Raw genomic sequence first — 14799 nt, forward strand, 5'->3', positions numbered from 1 at the left:
TGAGATTGCAGCCGTATTTCTAAATCCACAATCCCAAATTTGTTAACTACATATTACGCGACGACTGCCCGCTGAAAACCCGTTCCAACTGTTTGTTTTCCAATACTCTACCAGTTCCCAAAACCACGCAGCACAGCGGATCGGCGGCCACGTGAGTGACAATTCCTGTTTCGTGACTGATCAGAGTATCTAAACCTTTCATCAGCGCGCCACCACCAGCCAGCATAATTCCCCTGTCAATAATATCTGCCGCTAATTCCGGCGGGGTGCGTTCCAATGTACGCTTGACAGCTTCCACAATTACTGAAAGCGGTTCCGACATACTTTCGCGAATTTCTGGGCCCTTGATAGTAACAGTTCGCGGCAAACCCGACAGTAAGTGCAAGCCCCGCACTTCCATCATTACATCGTCATCCTCTGGAGTTGGATATGCAGAACCAACCTGAATCTTAATTTCTTCAGCAGTGCGTTCGCCGATGACCAAATTGTGAACTTTTTTCATGTATTGGACGATCGCCTCATTGAGTTCGTCGCCGGCTACCCGCACAGACTCACTGATCACCGTACCTTGCAAACTCAAAACCGCAACTTCCGTAGTACCTCCGCCTATATCTATAATCATATTGCCAGTCGCCTCAGCAACAGGCAGTCCAGCCCCGATCGCCGCCGCGATGGGTTCATCAATTAACCGTACTTCTCTAGCACCAGCCTGAGTCGCCGCCTCAATGACAGCACGCCTCTCAACTCCCGTGACACCGCTGGGGATGCCAATAATTATCCGCGGCGAAACTAAGCTTCGGCCTTCGTGAACCCTGCGGATAAAAGTCTTGAGCATTAGTTCTGCCGTATCGAAGTCTGCAATTACCCCGTCGCGAAGCGGGCGCAGTGCTATGACATTCCCTGGCGTGCGGCCGAGCATTTTTTTGGCTTCTTCTCCAACAGCCAGCGGTATTTTTAAATCTTGGTCGATCGCCACTACAGAAGGTTCCTGCAGAACAATACCTTTGCCCGATACATAAACGAGCGTGTTAGCAGTACCGAGGTCGATACCCATATCTCTAGATAACGAAAATCGATTGAGAAGACCCACTGATTCGTACCCCCCCCAAAAACTAAAATACTATTGTGTGCAATAATGTTGTTACAAAAGTGTAACCGAGGTGGATTCTATTACGTTTTTCATCCTGAGTCTAGTCAGAAATGTACATTGTCGAGCTCAGGTTGAGCGCAGACTTGCCAATCATCCACCATCAATATGTTCTCCTAACTGGGTGTACAATCAGGATGAAGCCTCACAAGCGCTGTTCCAAGTTCAGTTTGGAGGCTAAGGCGCGTGTGGACTGTTTAACTACATCACCGATCGACCACATTCCAAAAAAAGTTTATGAGTCTTAATGTTGTAACTTTAGTAGGCCGCGTCGGCGGCGACCCGGACGTGAAGTATTTTGAGTCGGGTACAGTTCTGTGCAAGTTGACCCTGGCAGTGAATCGCAGAACCAAGAACAGCGATCAACCAGACTGGTTCAATCTGGAAATCTGGGGCAAAACAGCGCAAGTCGCTGCTGACTACGTTCGCAAAGGCTCTCAAATTGGCGTAACAGGCTCTTTGAGGTTCGAGCGCTGGCAAGACCGGAATACGGGAGCAAATCGCTCTAAGCCTGTAATTAGAGTAGACCAGTTAGAATTCCTGGGTTCCAAACGGGATAATGAATCCAGTATGTCGCAACACAACAGCGAATTCTAGCGTTTGGGGAATTTGGGAAGTAATATTTGTGAATTGGGTGGGTGCTCGTGACTTCAGAAAAGTTAGAAATAGTTCAAACTGAGTACCAAGCTGGGCAAGTAGCTTTTGAGAGTGGCCGGTATGCTCAAGCTGTGCAGAGTTTAGAAACAGCTACCGGTTTAGTCGATCGAAATTCCAGGTTGGGCGGTGAGGTGCAGATGTGGCTAGTGACAGCCTACGAAGCCTCTGGCAATACAGAAAAGGCGATCGAGCTTTGCCGCAAGCTCACCCGCCATCCCCGCCAAGAAACCCGCCAGCAAGCAAAGCGCTTGCTGTTCATTCTCGAAGCTCCCAAACTCACTATCCCTCCTGAATGGATGGTGAAAATCCCTGATTTGGCAGCTTTAGATGAAAATCAATCAATCAGTTTTCAATCCAATCCGAACGCTGATATCAAGTACGCTAAACCCAAGCCAGTCGTACCAGAGCCTGTAGATTTGAGTCAGGTTAATACGAAAGATAATAGGTTTATCTGGGTGGCGTTAATTGCGATCGGGCTAATTTTAGGCGGATTATTTCTTAGTTATTAATCATTTGTTTAATTTCATATGCGGTCGATTACCCAATATGGTAGGGGCGGGTTCACCAACAATACTCGCCAATAATTGACAATCTCAAAAACCCGCCCTGGTCGCTATATTATAGTCAATCGATCCGACATGATGATATCAAACCATTGCTTGCATAAGCCCTGAGAGAAGTTAAGCAATGCCTTTTAGCAATTATAAAAGTATCAGCGCGGTCGCCAAAGAATTCCAAATTAATTGCCTACGGGAGAATTTCATTGTCGAAACAGAATTTGCAGTCAGCGAAGTTTTTCGGAATGAATTAGAATTGATTTTCAATGAGGGAGTATTTGACAACTCGGAAATCGCCATTTGTGAAAATATCATTTATCCTGTATTAAAAGAAGTTTGGAAAAATTATCGCAGTAATTTTCTCCTCTGGAGTCACCAAACCTTAGTCTATAATGATAATCTGTCAGGAATTCCAGATTATATATTGGCGAAGCGCTCCCCCCTCGGCACAGTAGTTTTTGACCAAGAAACTGGGATACAAGCCCCGTCCTTTTAGGACGGCTTTTCTTGGTTTCTAATGTATTCCTTCAATACTTCTAGAGGTGCGCCACCTACGGAAACCGCAAAATAACTAGGACTCCATAAAGCTTCTTTGTGGGGTTTTTTGTATCCAGCCTGTCCGTAGCGACGACTAGAAACACCTTTGAGTGCATTAACTATTTGAGAAATAGATAATTTAGGCGGATACTCGATCAGCGCATGAACGTGATCGGCTTCCCCGTTGAACTCTAGCACTTGAAAGTTCATTTTTTGGGCTACATCTCGAAACGACTTTTCAATCAAATCAAGACTTTCGCTCGTGAATACAGACCGACGATATTTTGTTATACAGACCAAATATATTTTAAGTTCTGTAACAGAATGGCGTTCCCGACGGTAAACTGTTGTCATTGCTTGTCAACCAATATATAATTAAACCTACAGACCAACATTCAATATAACCATGAAGGCGAGATTCAAGTACAGATTTTATCCGACGACCGAACAAAAGCAGAGCTTGGCTCGGCTGTTTGGCTGCGTCCGGGTGGTTTGGAACGATAGTCTAGCCCTCTGCAAGCAGTCTGAAAAAAAGGCAAGTTCATCTGAGCTGCAAAAAATCATAATAACCCAAGCAAAAAACACCGAAGAAAGAGTTTGGCTGAGCGAAGTTTCTAATATCCCTCTACAGCAGTCTGTAGCGGATTTAGAAACAGCTTTCAAGAACTTCTTCGATTCCTGTAAAGGGAAGCGAAAGGGTCGTAAAGTGGGTTATCCTAAGTTCAAGAAAAGAACAAATAGCCAGTCTGCCAGATTTCGGATTGGAGGCTTTTCTTTTAAGAATGGCGGTGTGTATTTAGCCAAGATTGGTATTGTCAAGCCAATCTGGTCAAGAGAACTTCCATCTGAAGCTAGCTCAGTCACAGTAATCAAAGATTGTGCAAATCGTTATTTCCTAAGTTTTGTAGTAGAAGTTCAACCCGTTCACTCTGATGCCAAAAACCAAAGTATCGGAATTGATTTAGGAATAAAAACTTTTGCAGCAATGAGCAATGGAGAAAAAGCTGAAAGCCCTAGCTACCAAAAATTAGACCGGAAAATTCGCAAACTCCAGCGCCAATTAGCTCGTCAACCAAAAGACTCTAAAAGGAGAAACGTAACCCGAATTAAAATTGCTAAGTTGCACAATAAAATTGCCGATACCCGGAAAGATTTCCTGCACAAATTGTCAACTAAAGTAGTCAAGGAAAACCAAGTGATTATTTGGGAAGACCTCAATGTATCGGGAATGGTAAAAAACCGGAAACTTTCACGGGCAATTAGTCAGCAAGGATGGCGAGAATTTAGGACTCTCTGTGAGGCTAAATCTGAAAAGTTTGGTAGAGAGTTTCAAGTAATTAGTAGATGGGAACCTACTAGCCAAGTTTGTGCGGATTGTGGTTTTAAATGGGGCAAGATTGATTTGTCTATTCGTTCAGTGCTTTGTGTTAGTTGCGGTACTGAGCAGGATAGAGATCAAAACGCTTCGAGGAATATAGAGAAAGTCGGGATGGGGAATCGCCACGACTCTAAACGGACGCAGAGGGAGAGTGAGACTATTTCGGTAGCATCACCCGATGAAGCGTCAAGAATCACCGCTGCTTCAGCACGGTGAGTATTTCAAAAGCCCTATTTCATATTAGTTGAAGCCAAGAAAGAGAGCGCATTTGATGAAGGATGGGGGCAGTGTTTGGCAGAAATGATCGCCGTGCAGCGACTTAACAATGAACCGGAACAAACTATCTTTGGGATTGTTTCTAATGGGGCAATGTGGCAGTTTGGCAAGCTGAAATTAGAAATGTTTACTCAAAATAAAATTTTCTATACAATTCAGGACTTAGAGCGACTGTTTGCAGCAGTTAACTATGTTTTTAAACAGTGTGAATTACAATTATAGAGGAATGCTCTTCAGTTTTAGGCGCGGGTGTCGAGAAACCGGGTTTTTATGGAAATACTTCGCTGTAGCCGGCAGATTCACAAAAAACCCGGTTTCTAAGTTGAATTATTTACAGCAATCTTTGGAGATTTTACAGCATTTGCGATCGCCCGACGCGGAGACAGTGAGAGAAATTATTGCTATGGTTCAGCAGATGGCTGGGGATTGATGGATGCACTTCGACTAAAGAAACTGGGTTTTTCGCAGCTTTTCGGTGGTGTATCGATATTCTGGGAAAAAACCCGGTTTCTGGCAACACCCTAAATCGCTAAAATAAAGAAAAGACCAAACCAAAAAGGCGATTATTGTGAGCGATTCAACCATAGAACAGATATTAAAATTGGCATCTCAACGCGCGGATGCCGCTGAAGTATACTACCTGTCGAGTCAAGACACCCCCATCGAATTTGAAAACAATCGCCTCAAATCCCTGCAAACCAAAGCACTGCAAGGCGTAGCACTGCGGCTGATTTCGCACGGCAAAATCGGTTTTGCTAGTTCCACAGATTTAACGCGGATAGACGATTTAGTAGATGCAGCCATTCAAACAGCCGAAATCGGCGACCCCGCAGAATTTGAACTCGCCTCCGACTTCCACCTAAAAGGCCCGGAAACCACCTACACTCCGCCCACAACTCAAGAATTAGTCGAAAACGGCAAAAACCTGATCGAGCAAGTTCACGCCTACAATCCCGATATTATGGTAGATGTCGGCTTCCACGTCCGCAGCGGGCGCGTCAAAATTGCCACGACGCGAGACGTGTATGCCGAAAGAAGCAGCCAAATAGTCAGCGGGACGATCGCGGGAAATTTGGTAAAGGGAGAAGACTTTATGCAAGCATACAGTTACGATGTTGCGCGCGATCGTCCCCTGGATACCAACAGCATCCTCGAATCACTCCTCGAAAAATACCGCCTCGCTGAACATTCAGCCAGCATCACCAGCGGTTCCTACCCAGTATTATTTACCCCCAGAGCCGCCGCTAGCACCCTCGGTGGCCTCTTTGATACCATCCTTTCAGGCCAAGCAGTAGTTCAAAAAGCCTCTCCCCTAGCCGACAAAATCGGCGAAACCTTATTTGACGAACGCTTTACCTTTTTTGAAGACCCCACTTTAGGCCCTTCTGCTTGTCCCTTTGACGACGAAGGTACACCCACCACCCGCAAAGTCTTGATAGACAAAGGTACTGTCACCGGATTTTATTGGGATCGCAGGTGGGCCGCTCGCGCCGGTGTACAATCAACCGGCAACGGTTTTCGTGGCGGATTGTCTCGCCCCGGCCCTGATTTGACTAACTTTTGCATTTCCCCCGGAAATACCGCCACTCAAGACTTGATTGCTAGCATGGACGAAGGTCTAATAGTAGAACAGGTTTTAGGTGCCGGTCAGTCCAATCAGTTAGCTGGCGAATTTTCTGTCAATTTGGACTTAGGCTATAAAGTAGAAAAAGGCAAAATTGTGGGTCGCGTCAAGAATACAATGGTGGCAGGCAGCATTTTTGAAGCCTTTAAAAATTTGGCAGATTTAAGTAGCGAAGCCGAATGGGTAGGCGGTGCAGCCTATTTGCCAAGTATGCTGTTTCAACAGTTGGGTGTAGCTTCGAGGCAATAAGTTCAGTGCGGTTTTACTCGTTACCAGGCTCTGCCTGGTAATACAGATGATGAGGCTCTGCCTCGAATTTGGATGAAAGCTTGCGAGGCAAAGCGTCTGGACATGGGTTCCCAGGCAGAGCCTAGGAACCAGTTAAACAAACATAGAAACAGTGTCGGCAATTCAACGCTTTGCTAATTCATGCAAATAGGTAAAAATAGGGAAAAATATATAATGAAAGAGCAAAATGTCAAGGATGGAACTGGGAAGAAGAAAAAGCACTTTTTCTTTCTTTTACCTTTGGTTTTTTGCCTTTTAACTCTAGTGACTGGATGCGTTCAGTACGATGTCGGGGTCAACTTTGAGAGTCAAACTCGCGGCGAAATCGTGCAGCACATTAAACTAGGGGAAAGGTTGACGAGCTTCAGCAGCGAAACTGTTGCAGAATGGTTGAAAAGCGTAGAACGCCGGGTGAGGTTGCTGGACGGAAAAACTAAACGGGTTTCCCCCACAGAAGTTCTAGTGACGATTCCTTTCAATAATGGATCCGAGTTGCAAGACAAGTTCAACCAATTTTACAATCCGATCGCACCAACGACAAAATCTCTGGTTTCAAGTCGGCTAGAAACCGATTTGCCGAAGTTTGAATCTCACCTTAATGTCAAGCAGAATAATTTGTTATTGGTGCTGAGAAATCGGTTGAGTTTGGAATTGGATTTGCGCTCTCTTTCACTGCTTTCTTCTAATGGCAGTCTGCTGCTGAGTCCGGGGGGACTTTTGGAGCTAGACTTTAGCTTGAACACACCTTGGGGCGCCGAAAGTATTGAAACAGTCGCTGGTGCGCTGGTTCCCGAAAGCTATCAGCAAGGAAAACAGTTAGTTTGGAAGCTCAAACCCGGAGAAGTTAACTATTTGGAGGCGATATTCTGGATTCCCAGTCCCGTAGGAATTGGGGCGCTGATTATTGCCTTATTTGTGGCGGCGGGCATTGCTTTGAAATATCAAATATTGCCAGGGCTGGGAATCGGCAAGAAACCGCAAAACATCGGTCAAACCTAAAGAGGATATGTCCTAGAGGGGCGGCTTAACCAATCTCTTCAATCAACTCTCAGAGCTGCCATCAACCCGCCCCTCCCCGGATATTATGGTTAATTGACCCGATTAGATTTTATAAAAACACTGAGAATATATGCCTAAAAACAGTTGACAAATGGTAAATAATTTGCTTAACCTGAATTGAGAATTAGGAACAGAGAAAATGCGATCGCTAAATTTCTTCTTCATCTTTCTGATTTGCTTGGCTCTAGTATTATTCAGCATAGAAAATACACAGCCAGTCGTGATTCAAGTTATCGAAGGCGTCCAAGTTAAAGCTCCGCTGTGCGTAGAACTAATTGTAGCGATAGGATTAGGGGCAACACTAGCGTGGCTGTTCAGTCTGTGGTCGAGAATGCAGCGAACCCTCGCCTCGCGCCAACAACTCCGCCAAGTTCGCGAAAAAGAGCAGCGGATTCAGGAATTAGAACAAAATCTTGAACGCTATAAAGCCGAAGTAGAAGGCCAACAACCTTTGTTAGAAAGTGCAGAACCGATAAGTTTAGAAATAGCAGCCATTGAGGCCAAAGCTGCTGAAATGACCGCCAATTAATTTGATATGCTCTCTGGTTTTCTCCGAGGCAAAATCTAAAATCTAAAATCTAAAATCTAAAATCTAAAATCTAAAATCTAAAATCGAATGGCCGTTTCCCGAGACCAAGATGGTTTAGAAACGATTTCCGAGGGGATCGCAATTTTAATTGACCTCGCCGAACGGGGAGAAATTGATCCTTGGGACGTTAAGGTAATTGAAGTGTTCGATCGATGTCTGAGCAAGCTTACGAACGCCTGCGATACTGATCAGAGTAAGGATTTCTCCGATTTGTCCCACTCCGGCCAAGCGTTTTTGTACGCTTCAATGCTGGTTTTGCTCAAAGCAGAAAGTATCGTCCTCTCAGAACCCCCCGCGAATCCCGACGCCGACGAGCCTGCAGTAGAAGACGCAGAGCACTCAGGCGGGCGACACTTGCCGCAGCATTTAGAGCGGCAATTGCGCCGTCGCGGTGTAGCTCAACTACCGCAAAAACGACCGGTGACTCTCCCAGAACTGATTGAGCAGTTGCAGCTAATGAAAGCAGCAATGGAGCAGCAGACAGTTACCCCCCGGCGCCGCCCTACCTCAAAAATGCGATCGCAAGCGGCCCAGGCTATCTTTGAGCTAGCTCACCAAGAAAATCTCGTAGAAACTGCTAGTGAACTCGAACGGTTTCTGGCTCAGCGGGGCGCGGAAATTGACGAGGGTTGGCTGGACTTGGACAACTTGCTAGAGCTCTGGCATCATAAGGATTTGCACTCCTCTGTCAACCCAGAACACCCGGTATCCACTGGGGAAGTTCACTTGCCAAATCATGACCGCGTAGGTATTTTTTGGGCGTTGTTGCTACTATCGGCTCAGTCTAAAGTAGAGTTGCTTCAAGAGGAGTTTTATCAAGACCTCAAAATCCGCGCGCTTTGAGCTTAGAGGGTATTAGGTTCTCGGGCGAAACTAATAACTATGCCACTGCGTCGGTTAAAATTCCAGGGAGAATCTCGCTCTATGGCATTCTGTTGCTGAGTCCCGAATGCGGAGAGTGGCAGTGCGAAGTTCTTGGTGATTCCCTATTCCTGGTTTCTTAAATCTAGGTAAATTGGGGATAAATGATTGATAGCCTGGTACGATGTCGCCTATAAACTGGTCAGGATTTTGCTGTGCTCGATCGATTCGACGATCGCCACCGCTAGCATCTAATTGTTCAGTTGATATCAGTTAACAGAGGGTTGAGGAAGTTAAGAGTCAGGAACTCAGGGCTAAAGCCACTGAGCTTGTAAGAAATTGCAAGCTGTTCTGACCAGACCCCTCGAAAGAGGAGACGTTATTTAGGTCACGACACCGGAGAATGCGACGCTAGTTTTCCGCTCTGTCATCTGCAATTAAACAGTTTTAAAGTCACTGAAACAGTGTTGCAGGTCTAACAAGCTTTTATAACCAGGTCGAAGCGAACATTACCCCGAAAGGGAGGCTCCATAAGAGCAAACATTATGCGTACAGAGTTGCAAGGTTTGAGGCGCTAACTGTCCTGCCGAAAGTGCATTACAAAAGTACACTCCTGTCGAGCAACTCCAAGGCGGTAATGGATACAGAAAGATTAAAGGCGGTTGAAACCGCCCGTGTCGTTTCCCTCTCAGGTCTTTCATACCCTGAGTTTCCCACTTACCGAGTTTTTCTTATGAAAGCGATGATTCTGGCGGCCGGTAAAGGCACTCGCGTCCGTCCTATTACTCAGACAATACCCAAACCGATGATTCCCATCCTGCAAAAGCCAGTGATGGAGTTTTTGGTTGAATTGCTCCGCCAGCACGGATTTGACCAGATTATGGTCAATGTTTCCCACCTGGCCGACGTGATTGAAAACTACTTTCGCGACGGTCAAAAGTTTGGGGTACAAATTGCCTATTCTTTTGAAGGGCGAATTGAGGAGGGAGAACTGATTGGAGAGGCTCTCGGTTCTGCTGGTGGCATGAAACGAATTCAGGATTTCTCGCCGTTTTTTGACGATACTTTTGTGGTGCTGTGCGGCGACGCTTTGATTGACTTGGACTTGACTGCTGCTGTGAAGTGGCACCGGGAAAAAGGGGCGATCGCTACTATTGTTATGAAATCGGTTCCCCGCGAGGAGGTTCCCAGTTACGGAGTGGTGGTAACAGACGAGTCTGGCAAAATTAAAGATTTCCAAGAAAAACCTTCTGTAGAGGAAGCTCTGAGTACCGACATTAACACTGGTATTTATATTTTTGAACCGGAAATATTCAAATACATCCCTTCGGGCCAGGAATACGATATCGGTTCGCAGTTATTTCCCAAGCTAGTAGCAGAAGGCGCGCCTTTTTACGGGATTAGCATGGACTTTGAGTGGGTGGATATCGGCAAAGTTCCTGACTATTGGCGGGCAATTCAGAGCGTGCTGCTGGGACAAGTTAAAAATGTTTCGATTCCGGGAATTGAAGTGCGCCCCGGCATTTACGCTGGTTTGAATGTAGCTGTTAACTGGGATAAAGTTGATATTACTGGGCCTGTTTACATAGGGGGGATGACGATCATTGAGGATGGAGCAAAAATTGTCGGCCCGACAATGATTGGCCCAAATTGTTGGCTTTGCAGTGGCGCCACTGTGGAAAACAGCGTGATTTTTGAGTATTCCCGTTTGGGCCCGGAGGTGCGGTTGGTTGACAAACTGGTGTTCGGGCGCTACTGCGTTGATAAAACCGGGGCTGCGATCGATTTGCAAGCGGCGGCTCTCGATTGGCTGATTACTGACGCTCGCCAAGTTTTACCCACTCAACACGGAGAAGAGCGGCGCGCGATATCTGAAATTCTCGGTAATGGTGGATAATTGCTAATTGCTAATTGCTAATTGCTAATTGCTCAAGGTAAGGTGCGCCTAGCGCACCCTACTTTTACATTTACGATCTCAGCTTTCAATTCTGGTTATGTGCTTAGGTTGCACCTCACCTCTTCCACCATTCTCGCTTAACAGGCTTTCCGGCCTGTTCCACAAGAAAATCTACTGTTTGTGGAACAGGCCGGAAAGCCTGTTCATAAAAGGCTTCTTGACAGTGGTGCAACATCTCAGTTGCACCCTACATCTTGCACCATTCTCAATTAGCCCTAGGGGCGGGTTCGCCAACAGCCTTAAAGCTTGCAAATAGGTTCTATAAACCCGCCCGATCCCACGAAAAATCCTCTTATTGATATTGCTGCAAGATGTCAGTTGCACCCTACATTTTAAGACTGAAGATAAGTATATTGGCTGAGACTCCGCTCATAATTTTGCAGCAAAAGTTGGGCCTCGGAAAGAGTAATTTTATTTTGCTGCAAAGCTGCTTCTGTCTGACGGCGGATGCTTTCCACCAAATTTTCTGAATCGTACTGTACGTAGCTAAGGACTTCTTTCATAGTGTCTCCTTTCACAACGTGTTCGATATGATAGCCAGAAGGTGTTAGCTGAATATGAACTGCATTAGCATCGCCGAATAAGTTGTGAAGGTTGCCCATAATTTCTTGATAAGCACCTCCCAAAAAGAGCGCCAAATAGTAAGGTTCTCCAGGTTTGAGAGTATGCAGTTCCAAAACCGACTTCACATCTCGCAAATCGATGAATTGGTCGATTTTGCCGTCGCTGTCGCAGGTAAGATCGGCTAAAATACCGCGTTGAGTTGGTTCTTCGTCGAGTCGGTTAATTGGCATAATTGGGAACAATTGGTTAATTGCCCAACTGTCCGGTACTGACTGGAAAACAGATAAGTTGATGTAATAAATGGACGCCATCACCTTTTCTAAGTCTTCCAAATCGTCAGATACGTATTCATTTTGCCGCGCGATCGCCTGTATTTTATCGCAGCAAGCCCAGTACAACTGTTCGGTTTTCGCCCGTTCCGCAATTCCCAAATAGCCTAAGTTAAATAAACTGACTGCTTCTTCCTTGAATTGGATAGCATCGTGATAAACTTCTTGGTAATTTTCGGGACTGATAGATTGGTAAATTTCGTAGAGATTGCGCGGAATTTGGTGCGCGTTTTCGTCTACTGGTTCGGGTACTTCTCTGGGGACATCGCTAGTACCGAGTACGTCAAAAACTAACACTGATTGGTGAGAAGCGATCGCCCGCCCGCTTTCGCTAATGATAATTGGAACCGGGATTTTCCGCTCGTCGCAGGCATCTTTCACTCCCGCTACTACGTCGTTAGCGTAGTTTTGCATATTGTAGTTTTTGGAAGCGTGGAAGTTTGTTTTAGACCCGTCGTAGTCAACGCCGAGGCCACCGCCTACGTCCAAGTAGTTCATATTAGCTCCCAATTTAGCTAATTCTACATAAATGTGGCTGGCTTCTCGAATGGCGTCTTTGATAACGCTAATTGAGGAAATTTGAGAGCCGATGTGGAAGTGCAGTAACTGCAAACAACCGAGCATTCCCGCTTTTTCTAGTTCGCCGACTGCACGCATAATTTCAGGAATTGTCAAGCCAAATTTTGCCCGATCGCCCGTGGAACCTCCCCAGCGGCCAACCCCTTTGGTAGTGAGTTTTGCTCGCACTCCCAAAATCGGTTTAATGCCTAATGCAATGCTTGCGGCGATTGCGAGTTCTACTTCCTCTATTTGCTCCAGCACAATTACGGAAGTTTGCCCTAGTCGCTGCGCCAAAATAGCAGTTTCGATGTATTCGCGGTCTTTGTAACCGTTACAAATTAATAAAGCGCCTGGGTTTTTTAAGGTCGCCAAAGCTATCATTAATTCCGGTTTAGATCCGGCTTCGAGCCCGAAGTGATGGGGTTGACCGAAACGCACCAAATCTTCAATTAATTGTCGGTGCTGGTTGCATTTAACTGGAAAGACACCGCGATAGACATTTTTGTAGTTGTACCGAGCGATCGCTCTGGCAAAACACGAATTTAAGCGCTCGATCCGGTCTTCCAAAATATCAGAAAATCGAATCAGCAGGGGCAAAGCCAAATTTCGCTGTTTTAGGGATTCTACCAGTTCGCACAAGTCCAGGGAACCGCCGCGATCGCCCTTGGGAGACACTGTAACGTGACCGGCTGCATTGATCGAAAAATACGGTTCGCCCCAACCTTGAATTCGGTAGAGTTTCTCACTATCTTCTATTGTCCAAGATGCTTGTGGCAGTTGAGCCGCCGTTACCAAAGCAGTGTCTGGTGCCACCGAACTCGTGACTGTTGGCGAGTGAGTCGATAGCGGATCGAGATCGGAGAAAGCAGCGGTAGCTGGGGAACTCATCTTATCAGAAACCTCTTTGAGGAGTGGTCAAATAGATAGTTTATCGCACATATCGGGTTTCCTGATGTAGTTGAAAAATCACTTTGGGTACACGGGCTGGCGATTTTAGATTTTAGATTTTAGATTTTAGATTTTAGAATTGAGTCTACAGATAGATGAAAAGCGGGGATTGAACTACAATCTCAACCGTATTTGCTTTGCGGGACTTATTTCTTCAAACAAATATCCCTATGCAGGTGAACTCGGAAACCGGGTTTCCGAGTTCACCTGCGCCAAGAGAGTTGTCGGACGATCGCTCGCCCGACACACACTAACCAAAAATCACCTCCGGCGGCGCCATGTCAGCGCCCATAATCATTCCCCCGGTCTTAGACTTCTTCAAGCCCGGTTGAGGTGCTTTTTCTGGGGTCTTCTGAGCCGGTGCAACTGAGGCTGGCGGTGTCACCTGCGGTTGAGGTACTGCCTGTGCTCCTGGCACCACGGGTTGCTGCGACAGCCAACCCAAACCCCCTACAGCCCCAGCCATCAAAGCGGTGTAGCCGATGTACAAATGCACCGGACGCATTTGAAAGCCTTCGCCTGAGTCGGAATCGGAAACAGACACATACATACTGGGAATTGGAGTCGGAGCGGGTTTGGGCAAAGCATTCGCCATAGCGCTGCCGTCTAGTCCCAAGGCGTCGCCTAGTCTGCGGATAAAACCTCTAACGTAAATATCTTGGGGCAGTTTGTCGATTTCCCCATTTTCGATCGATTCGATGTGGTGCAGCGGCACGAGAGTTTGACTGTGGAGTTGGAGCAGGGATAGGGAGCGAATTTGCCGTCCCTTACGCAATTCTTTACCCAACTCCCGCAGGCATTCTTCTCGCTGTTGAACGGCTAAAGCTGCTTCTTCTTCCTTGGTGAGTTTTTTCGGCTTTTTGGGAAAACCGAACCCTGGAAAGAATTTTCCGGGGACGGTGACAGTTGCAGGTAGAGCCGACTCGACTTTAATTTCGTCTTGGGGCGCTTGTTTGCTGTCTTCAGAAGTGTTAGTTTCTCGATCGGAATTTTCTTCTGTGTCGGACTCGGTTTGGGGGGGCGCTTCCACAGTAGCGCTGCGCCAATAGAAGACAGGAGCAGTTACTGGTGGCTCCAATTCTTGAATTTCTGTCACCGTCTCAATAGCGGGACTTACAGCAGTAACACTCTCTTGGGCTACTTGCGCTTCAATTTTGTTCTGTTTGGGAAATCGATCGAATGCGAGCTTGACGGCTTCTCTGCTAACTGCTCTAATTAAAATTTCGGCAGCGGAGGCTGCTTCGCCCAACATTGTTTGCAGGCTAGCTAGAGCGTGGCTATAGGTGTCGCTACAGAGGAGTTCAGCTTCTATTTGACCTAGAACAGAACGAAAACTTTCTTGAGAAATTTCAATAGTTGGGTGATCTGTCACCCCAAAATAAGCCTCGGGTTTCAGTGCCATGATATTCATGTTGTCTTGGTAGAAGGTATCTGAGTACGTTCTTCGACAGGTTGGCAGTGATTCCG

At 46.4% G+C, this 14799-nt stretch carries 14 protein-coding genes; 10 read left to right on the top strand and 4 right to left on the bottom strand.

Annotation, left to right across the window (positions count from 1 at the left end):
- Positions 1-46 precede the first annotated feature (46 nt).
- Positions 47-1054 carry a rod shape-determining protein gene (locus tag QUB51_RS05315; protein WP_006632285.1) on the bottom strand — a complete coding sequence of 336 codons (1008 nt, stop codon included), beginning with the start codon at positions 1052-1054 and terminating at the stop codon, positions 47-49.
- Positions 1055-1384: 330 nt separating this feature from the next.
- Between QUB51_RS05315 and QUB51_RS05320 the strand changes: the two genes are divergently transcribed.
- The 3 genes from QUB51_RS05320 (at position 1385) to QUB51_RS05330 (ending at position 2857) form a co-directional block, all read left to right on the top strand.
- Positions 1385-1744 (top strand): single-stranded DNA-binding protein, encoded by a 360-nt coding sequence (locus QUB51_RS05320; RefSeq protein WP_333053444.1) that lies wholly within the window; start codon positions 1385-1387, stop codon positions 1742-1744.
- 47 nt (positions 1745-1791) lie between these two features.
- On the top strand, positions 1792-2313 hold the full coding sequence (locus QUB51_RS05325; RefSeq protein ID WP_333053443.1) for a tetratricopeptide repeat protein: 522 nt from the start codon (positions 1792-1794) through the stop codon (positions 2311-2313).
- A gap of 178 nt (positions 2314-2491) precedes the next feature.
- The gene (locus QUB51_RS05330) at positions 2492-2857 is read left to right on the top strand and encodes a hypothetical protein (RefSeq protein ID WP_333053442.1); all 366 of its coding nucleotides are present in this window, start codon (positions 2492-2494) and stop codon (positions 2855-2857) included.
- On the opposite strand, the gene tnpA is transcribed toward QUB51_RS05330, so the two are convergent.
- Positions 2854-3252 carry an IS200/IS605 family transposase gene (gene tnpA / locus QUB51_RS05335; RefSeq protein ID WP_333053441.1) on the bottom strand — a complete coding sequence of 133 codons (399 nt, stop codon included), beginning with the start codon at positions 3250-3252 and terminating at the stop codon, positions 2854-2856. The two genes, QUB51_RS05330 and tnpA, sit on opposite strands and share 4 nt — an antisense overlap.
- A 52-nt stretch (positions 3253-3304) precedes the next feature.
- Between tnpA and QUB51_RS05340 the strand changes: the two genes are divergently transcribed.
- The 7 genes from QUB51_RS05340 (at position 3305) to QUB51_RS05370 (ending at position 10870) form a co-directional block, all read left to right on the top strand.
- Positions 3305-4492, top strand: coding sequence for a transposase (locus QUB51_RS05340; RefSeq protein ID WP_333053440.1), 1188 nt, complete (start codon positions 3305-3307; stop codon positions 4490-4492).
- A 75-nt stretch (positions 4493-4567) separates the two neighbouring features.
- Entirely contained in the window at positions 4568-4774 is a 207-nt protein-coding gene (locus QUB51_RS05345; RefSeq protein WP_333260253.1) for a hypothetical protein, read from the top strand.
- A gap of 346 nt (positions 4775-5120) precedes the next feature.
- On the top strand, positions 5121-6425 hold the full coding sequence (locus QUB51_RS05350; protein ID WP_333260247.1) for a metallopeptidase TldD-related protein: 1305 nt from the start codon (positions 5121-5123) through the stop codon (positions 6423-6425).
- Between the two features lie 213 nt (positions 6426-6638).
- Complete coding sequence (locus tag QUB51_RS05355; protein WP_333053436.1) at positions 6639-7463, top strand: DUF3153 domain-containing protein; 825 nt, start codon at positions 6639-6641, stop codon at positions 7461-7463.
- Between the two features lie 199 nt (positions 7464-7662).
- Entirely contained in the window at positions 7663-8052 is a 390-nt protein-coding gene (locus QUB51_RS05360; RefSeq protein WP_333211675.1) for a LapA family protein, read from the top strand.
- Positions 8053-8139: 87 nt separating this feature from the next.
- The gene (locus QUB51_RS05365) at positions 8140-8955 is read left to right on the top strand and encodes a segregation/condensation protein A (protein ID WP_333053434.1); all 816 of its coding nucleotides are present in this window, start codon (positions 8140-8142) and stop codon (positions 8953-8955) included.
- 751 nt (positions 8956-9706) lie between these two features.
- Positions 9707-10870 carry an NDP-sugar synthase gene (locus QUB51_RS05370; RefSeq protein ID WP_333053433.1) on the top strand — a complete coding sequence of 388 codons (1164 nt, stop codon included), beginning with the start codon at positions 9707-9709 and terminating at the stop codon, positions 10868-10870.
- 392 nt (positions 10871-11262) lie between these two features.
- Here the strand turns inward: QUB51_RS05370 and speA are convergent, their stop codons facing one another.
- Both speA and QUB51_RS05380 read right to left on the bottom strand, forming a co-directional pair.
- A complete protein-coding gene (gene speA / locus QUB51_RS05375; RefSeq protein ID WP_333231378.1) occupies positions 11263-13272 on the bottom strand; it encodes a biosynthetic arginine decarboxylase in 2010 nt (669 codons plus the stop codon).
- A 310-nt stretch (positions 13273-13582) separates the two neighbouring features.
- On the bottom strand, positions 13583-14734 hold the full coding sequence (locus QUB51_RS05380) for a helix-turn-helix domain-containing protein (protein WP_333053431.1): 1152 nt from the start codon (positions 14732-14734) through the stop codon (positions 13583-13585).
- Positions 14735-14799: the final 65 nt, after the last annotated feature.

The sequence above is a fragment of the Microcoleus sp. AT8-A3 genome (assembly GCF_036705675.1).
Lineage (GTDB): Bacteria > Cyanobacteriota > Cyanobacteriia > Cyanobacteriales > Microcoleaceae > Microcoleus.

Excerpts from the sequence above, each read along its gene's own strand:
- QUB51_RS05360 (WP_333211675.1), top strand. The coding sequence starts at position 7,663 with ATGCGATCGCTAAATTTCTTCTTCATCTTTCTGATTTGCTTGGCTCTA.
- speA (WP_333231378.1), bottom strand. The coding sequence starts at position 13,272 with ATGAGTTCCCCAGCTACCGCTGCTTTCTCCGATCTCGATCCGCTATCG.
- QUB51_RS05330 (WP_333053442.1), top strand. The coding sequence starts at position 2,492 with ATGCCTTTTAGCAATTATAAAAGTATCAGCGCGGTCGCCAAAGAATTC.
- QUB51_RS05355 (WP_333053436.1), top strand. The coding sequence starts at position 6,639 with ATGAAAGAGCAAAATGTCAAGGATGGAACTGGGAAGAAGAAAAAGCAC.
- QUB51_RS05380 (WP_333053431.1), bottom strand. The coding sequence starts at position 14,734 with ATGGCACTGAAACCCGAGGCTTATTTTGGGGTGACAGATCACCCAACT.
- tnpA (WP_333053441.1), bottom strand. The coding sequence starts at position 3,252 with ATGACAACAGTTTACCGTCGGGAACGCCATTCTGTTACAGAACTTAAA.
- QUB51_RS05340 (WP_333053440.1), top strand. The coding sequence starts at position 3,305 with ATGAAGGCGAGATTCAAGTACAGATTTTATCCGACGACCGAACAAAAG.
- QUB51_RS05320 (WP_333053444.1), top strand. The coding sequence starts at position 1,385 with ATGAGTCTTAATGTTGTAACTTTAGTAGGCCGCGTCGGCGGCGACCCG.
- QUB51_RS05315 (WP_006632285.1), bottom strand. The coding sequence starts at position 1,054 with ATGGGTATCGACCTCGGTACTGCTAACACGCTCGTTTATGTATCGGGC.
- QUB51_RS05370 (WP_333053433.1), top strand. The coding sequence starts at position 9,707 with ATGAAAGCGATGATTCTGGCGGCCGGTAAAGGCACTCGCGTCCGTCCT.
- QUB51_RS05365 (WP_333053434.1), top strand. The coding sequence starts at position 8,140 with ATGGCCGTTTCCCGAGACCAAGATGGTTTAGAAACGATTTCCGAGGGG.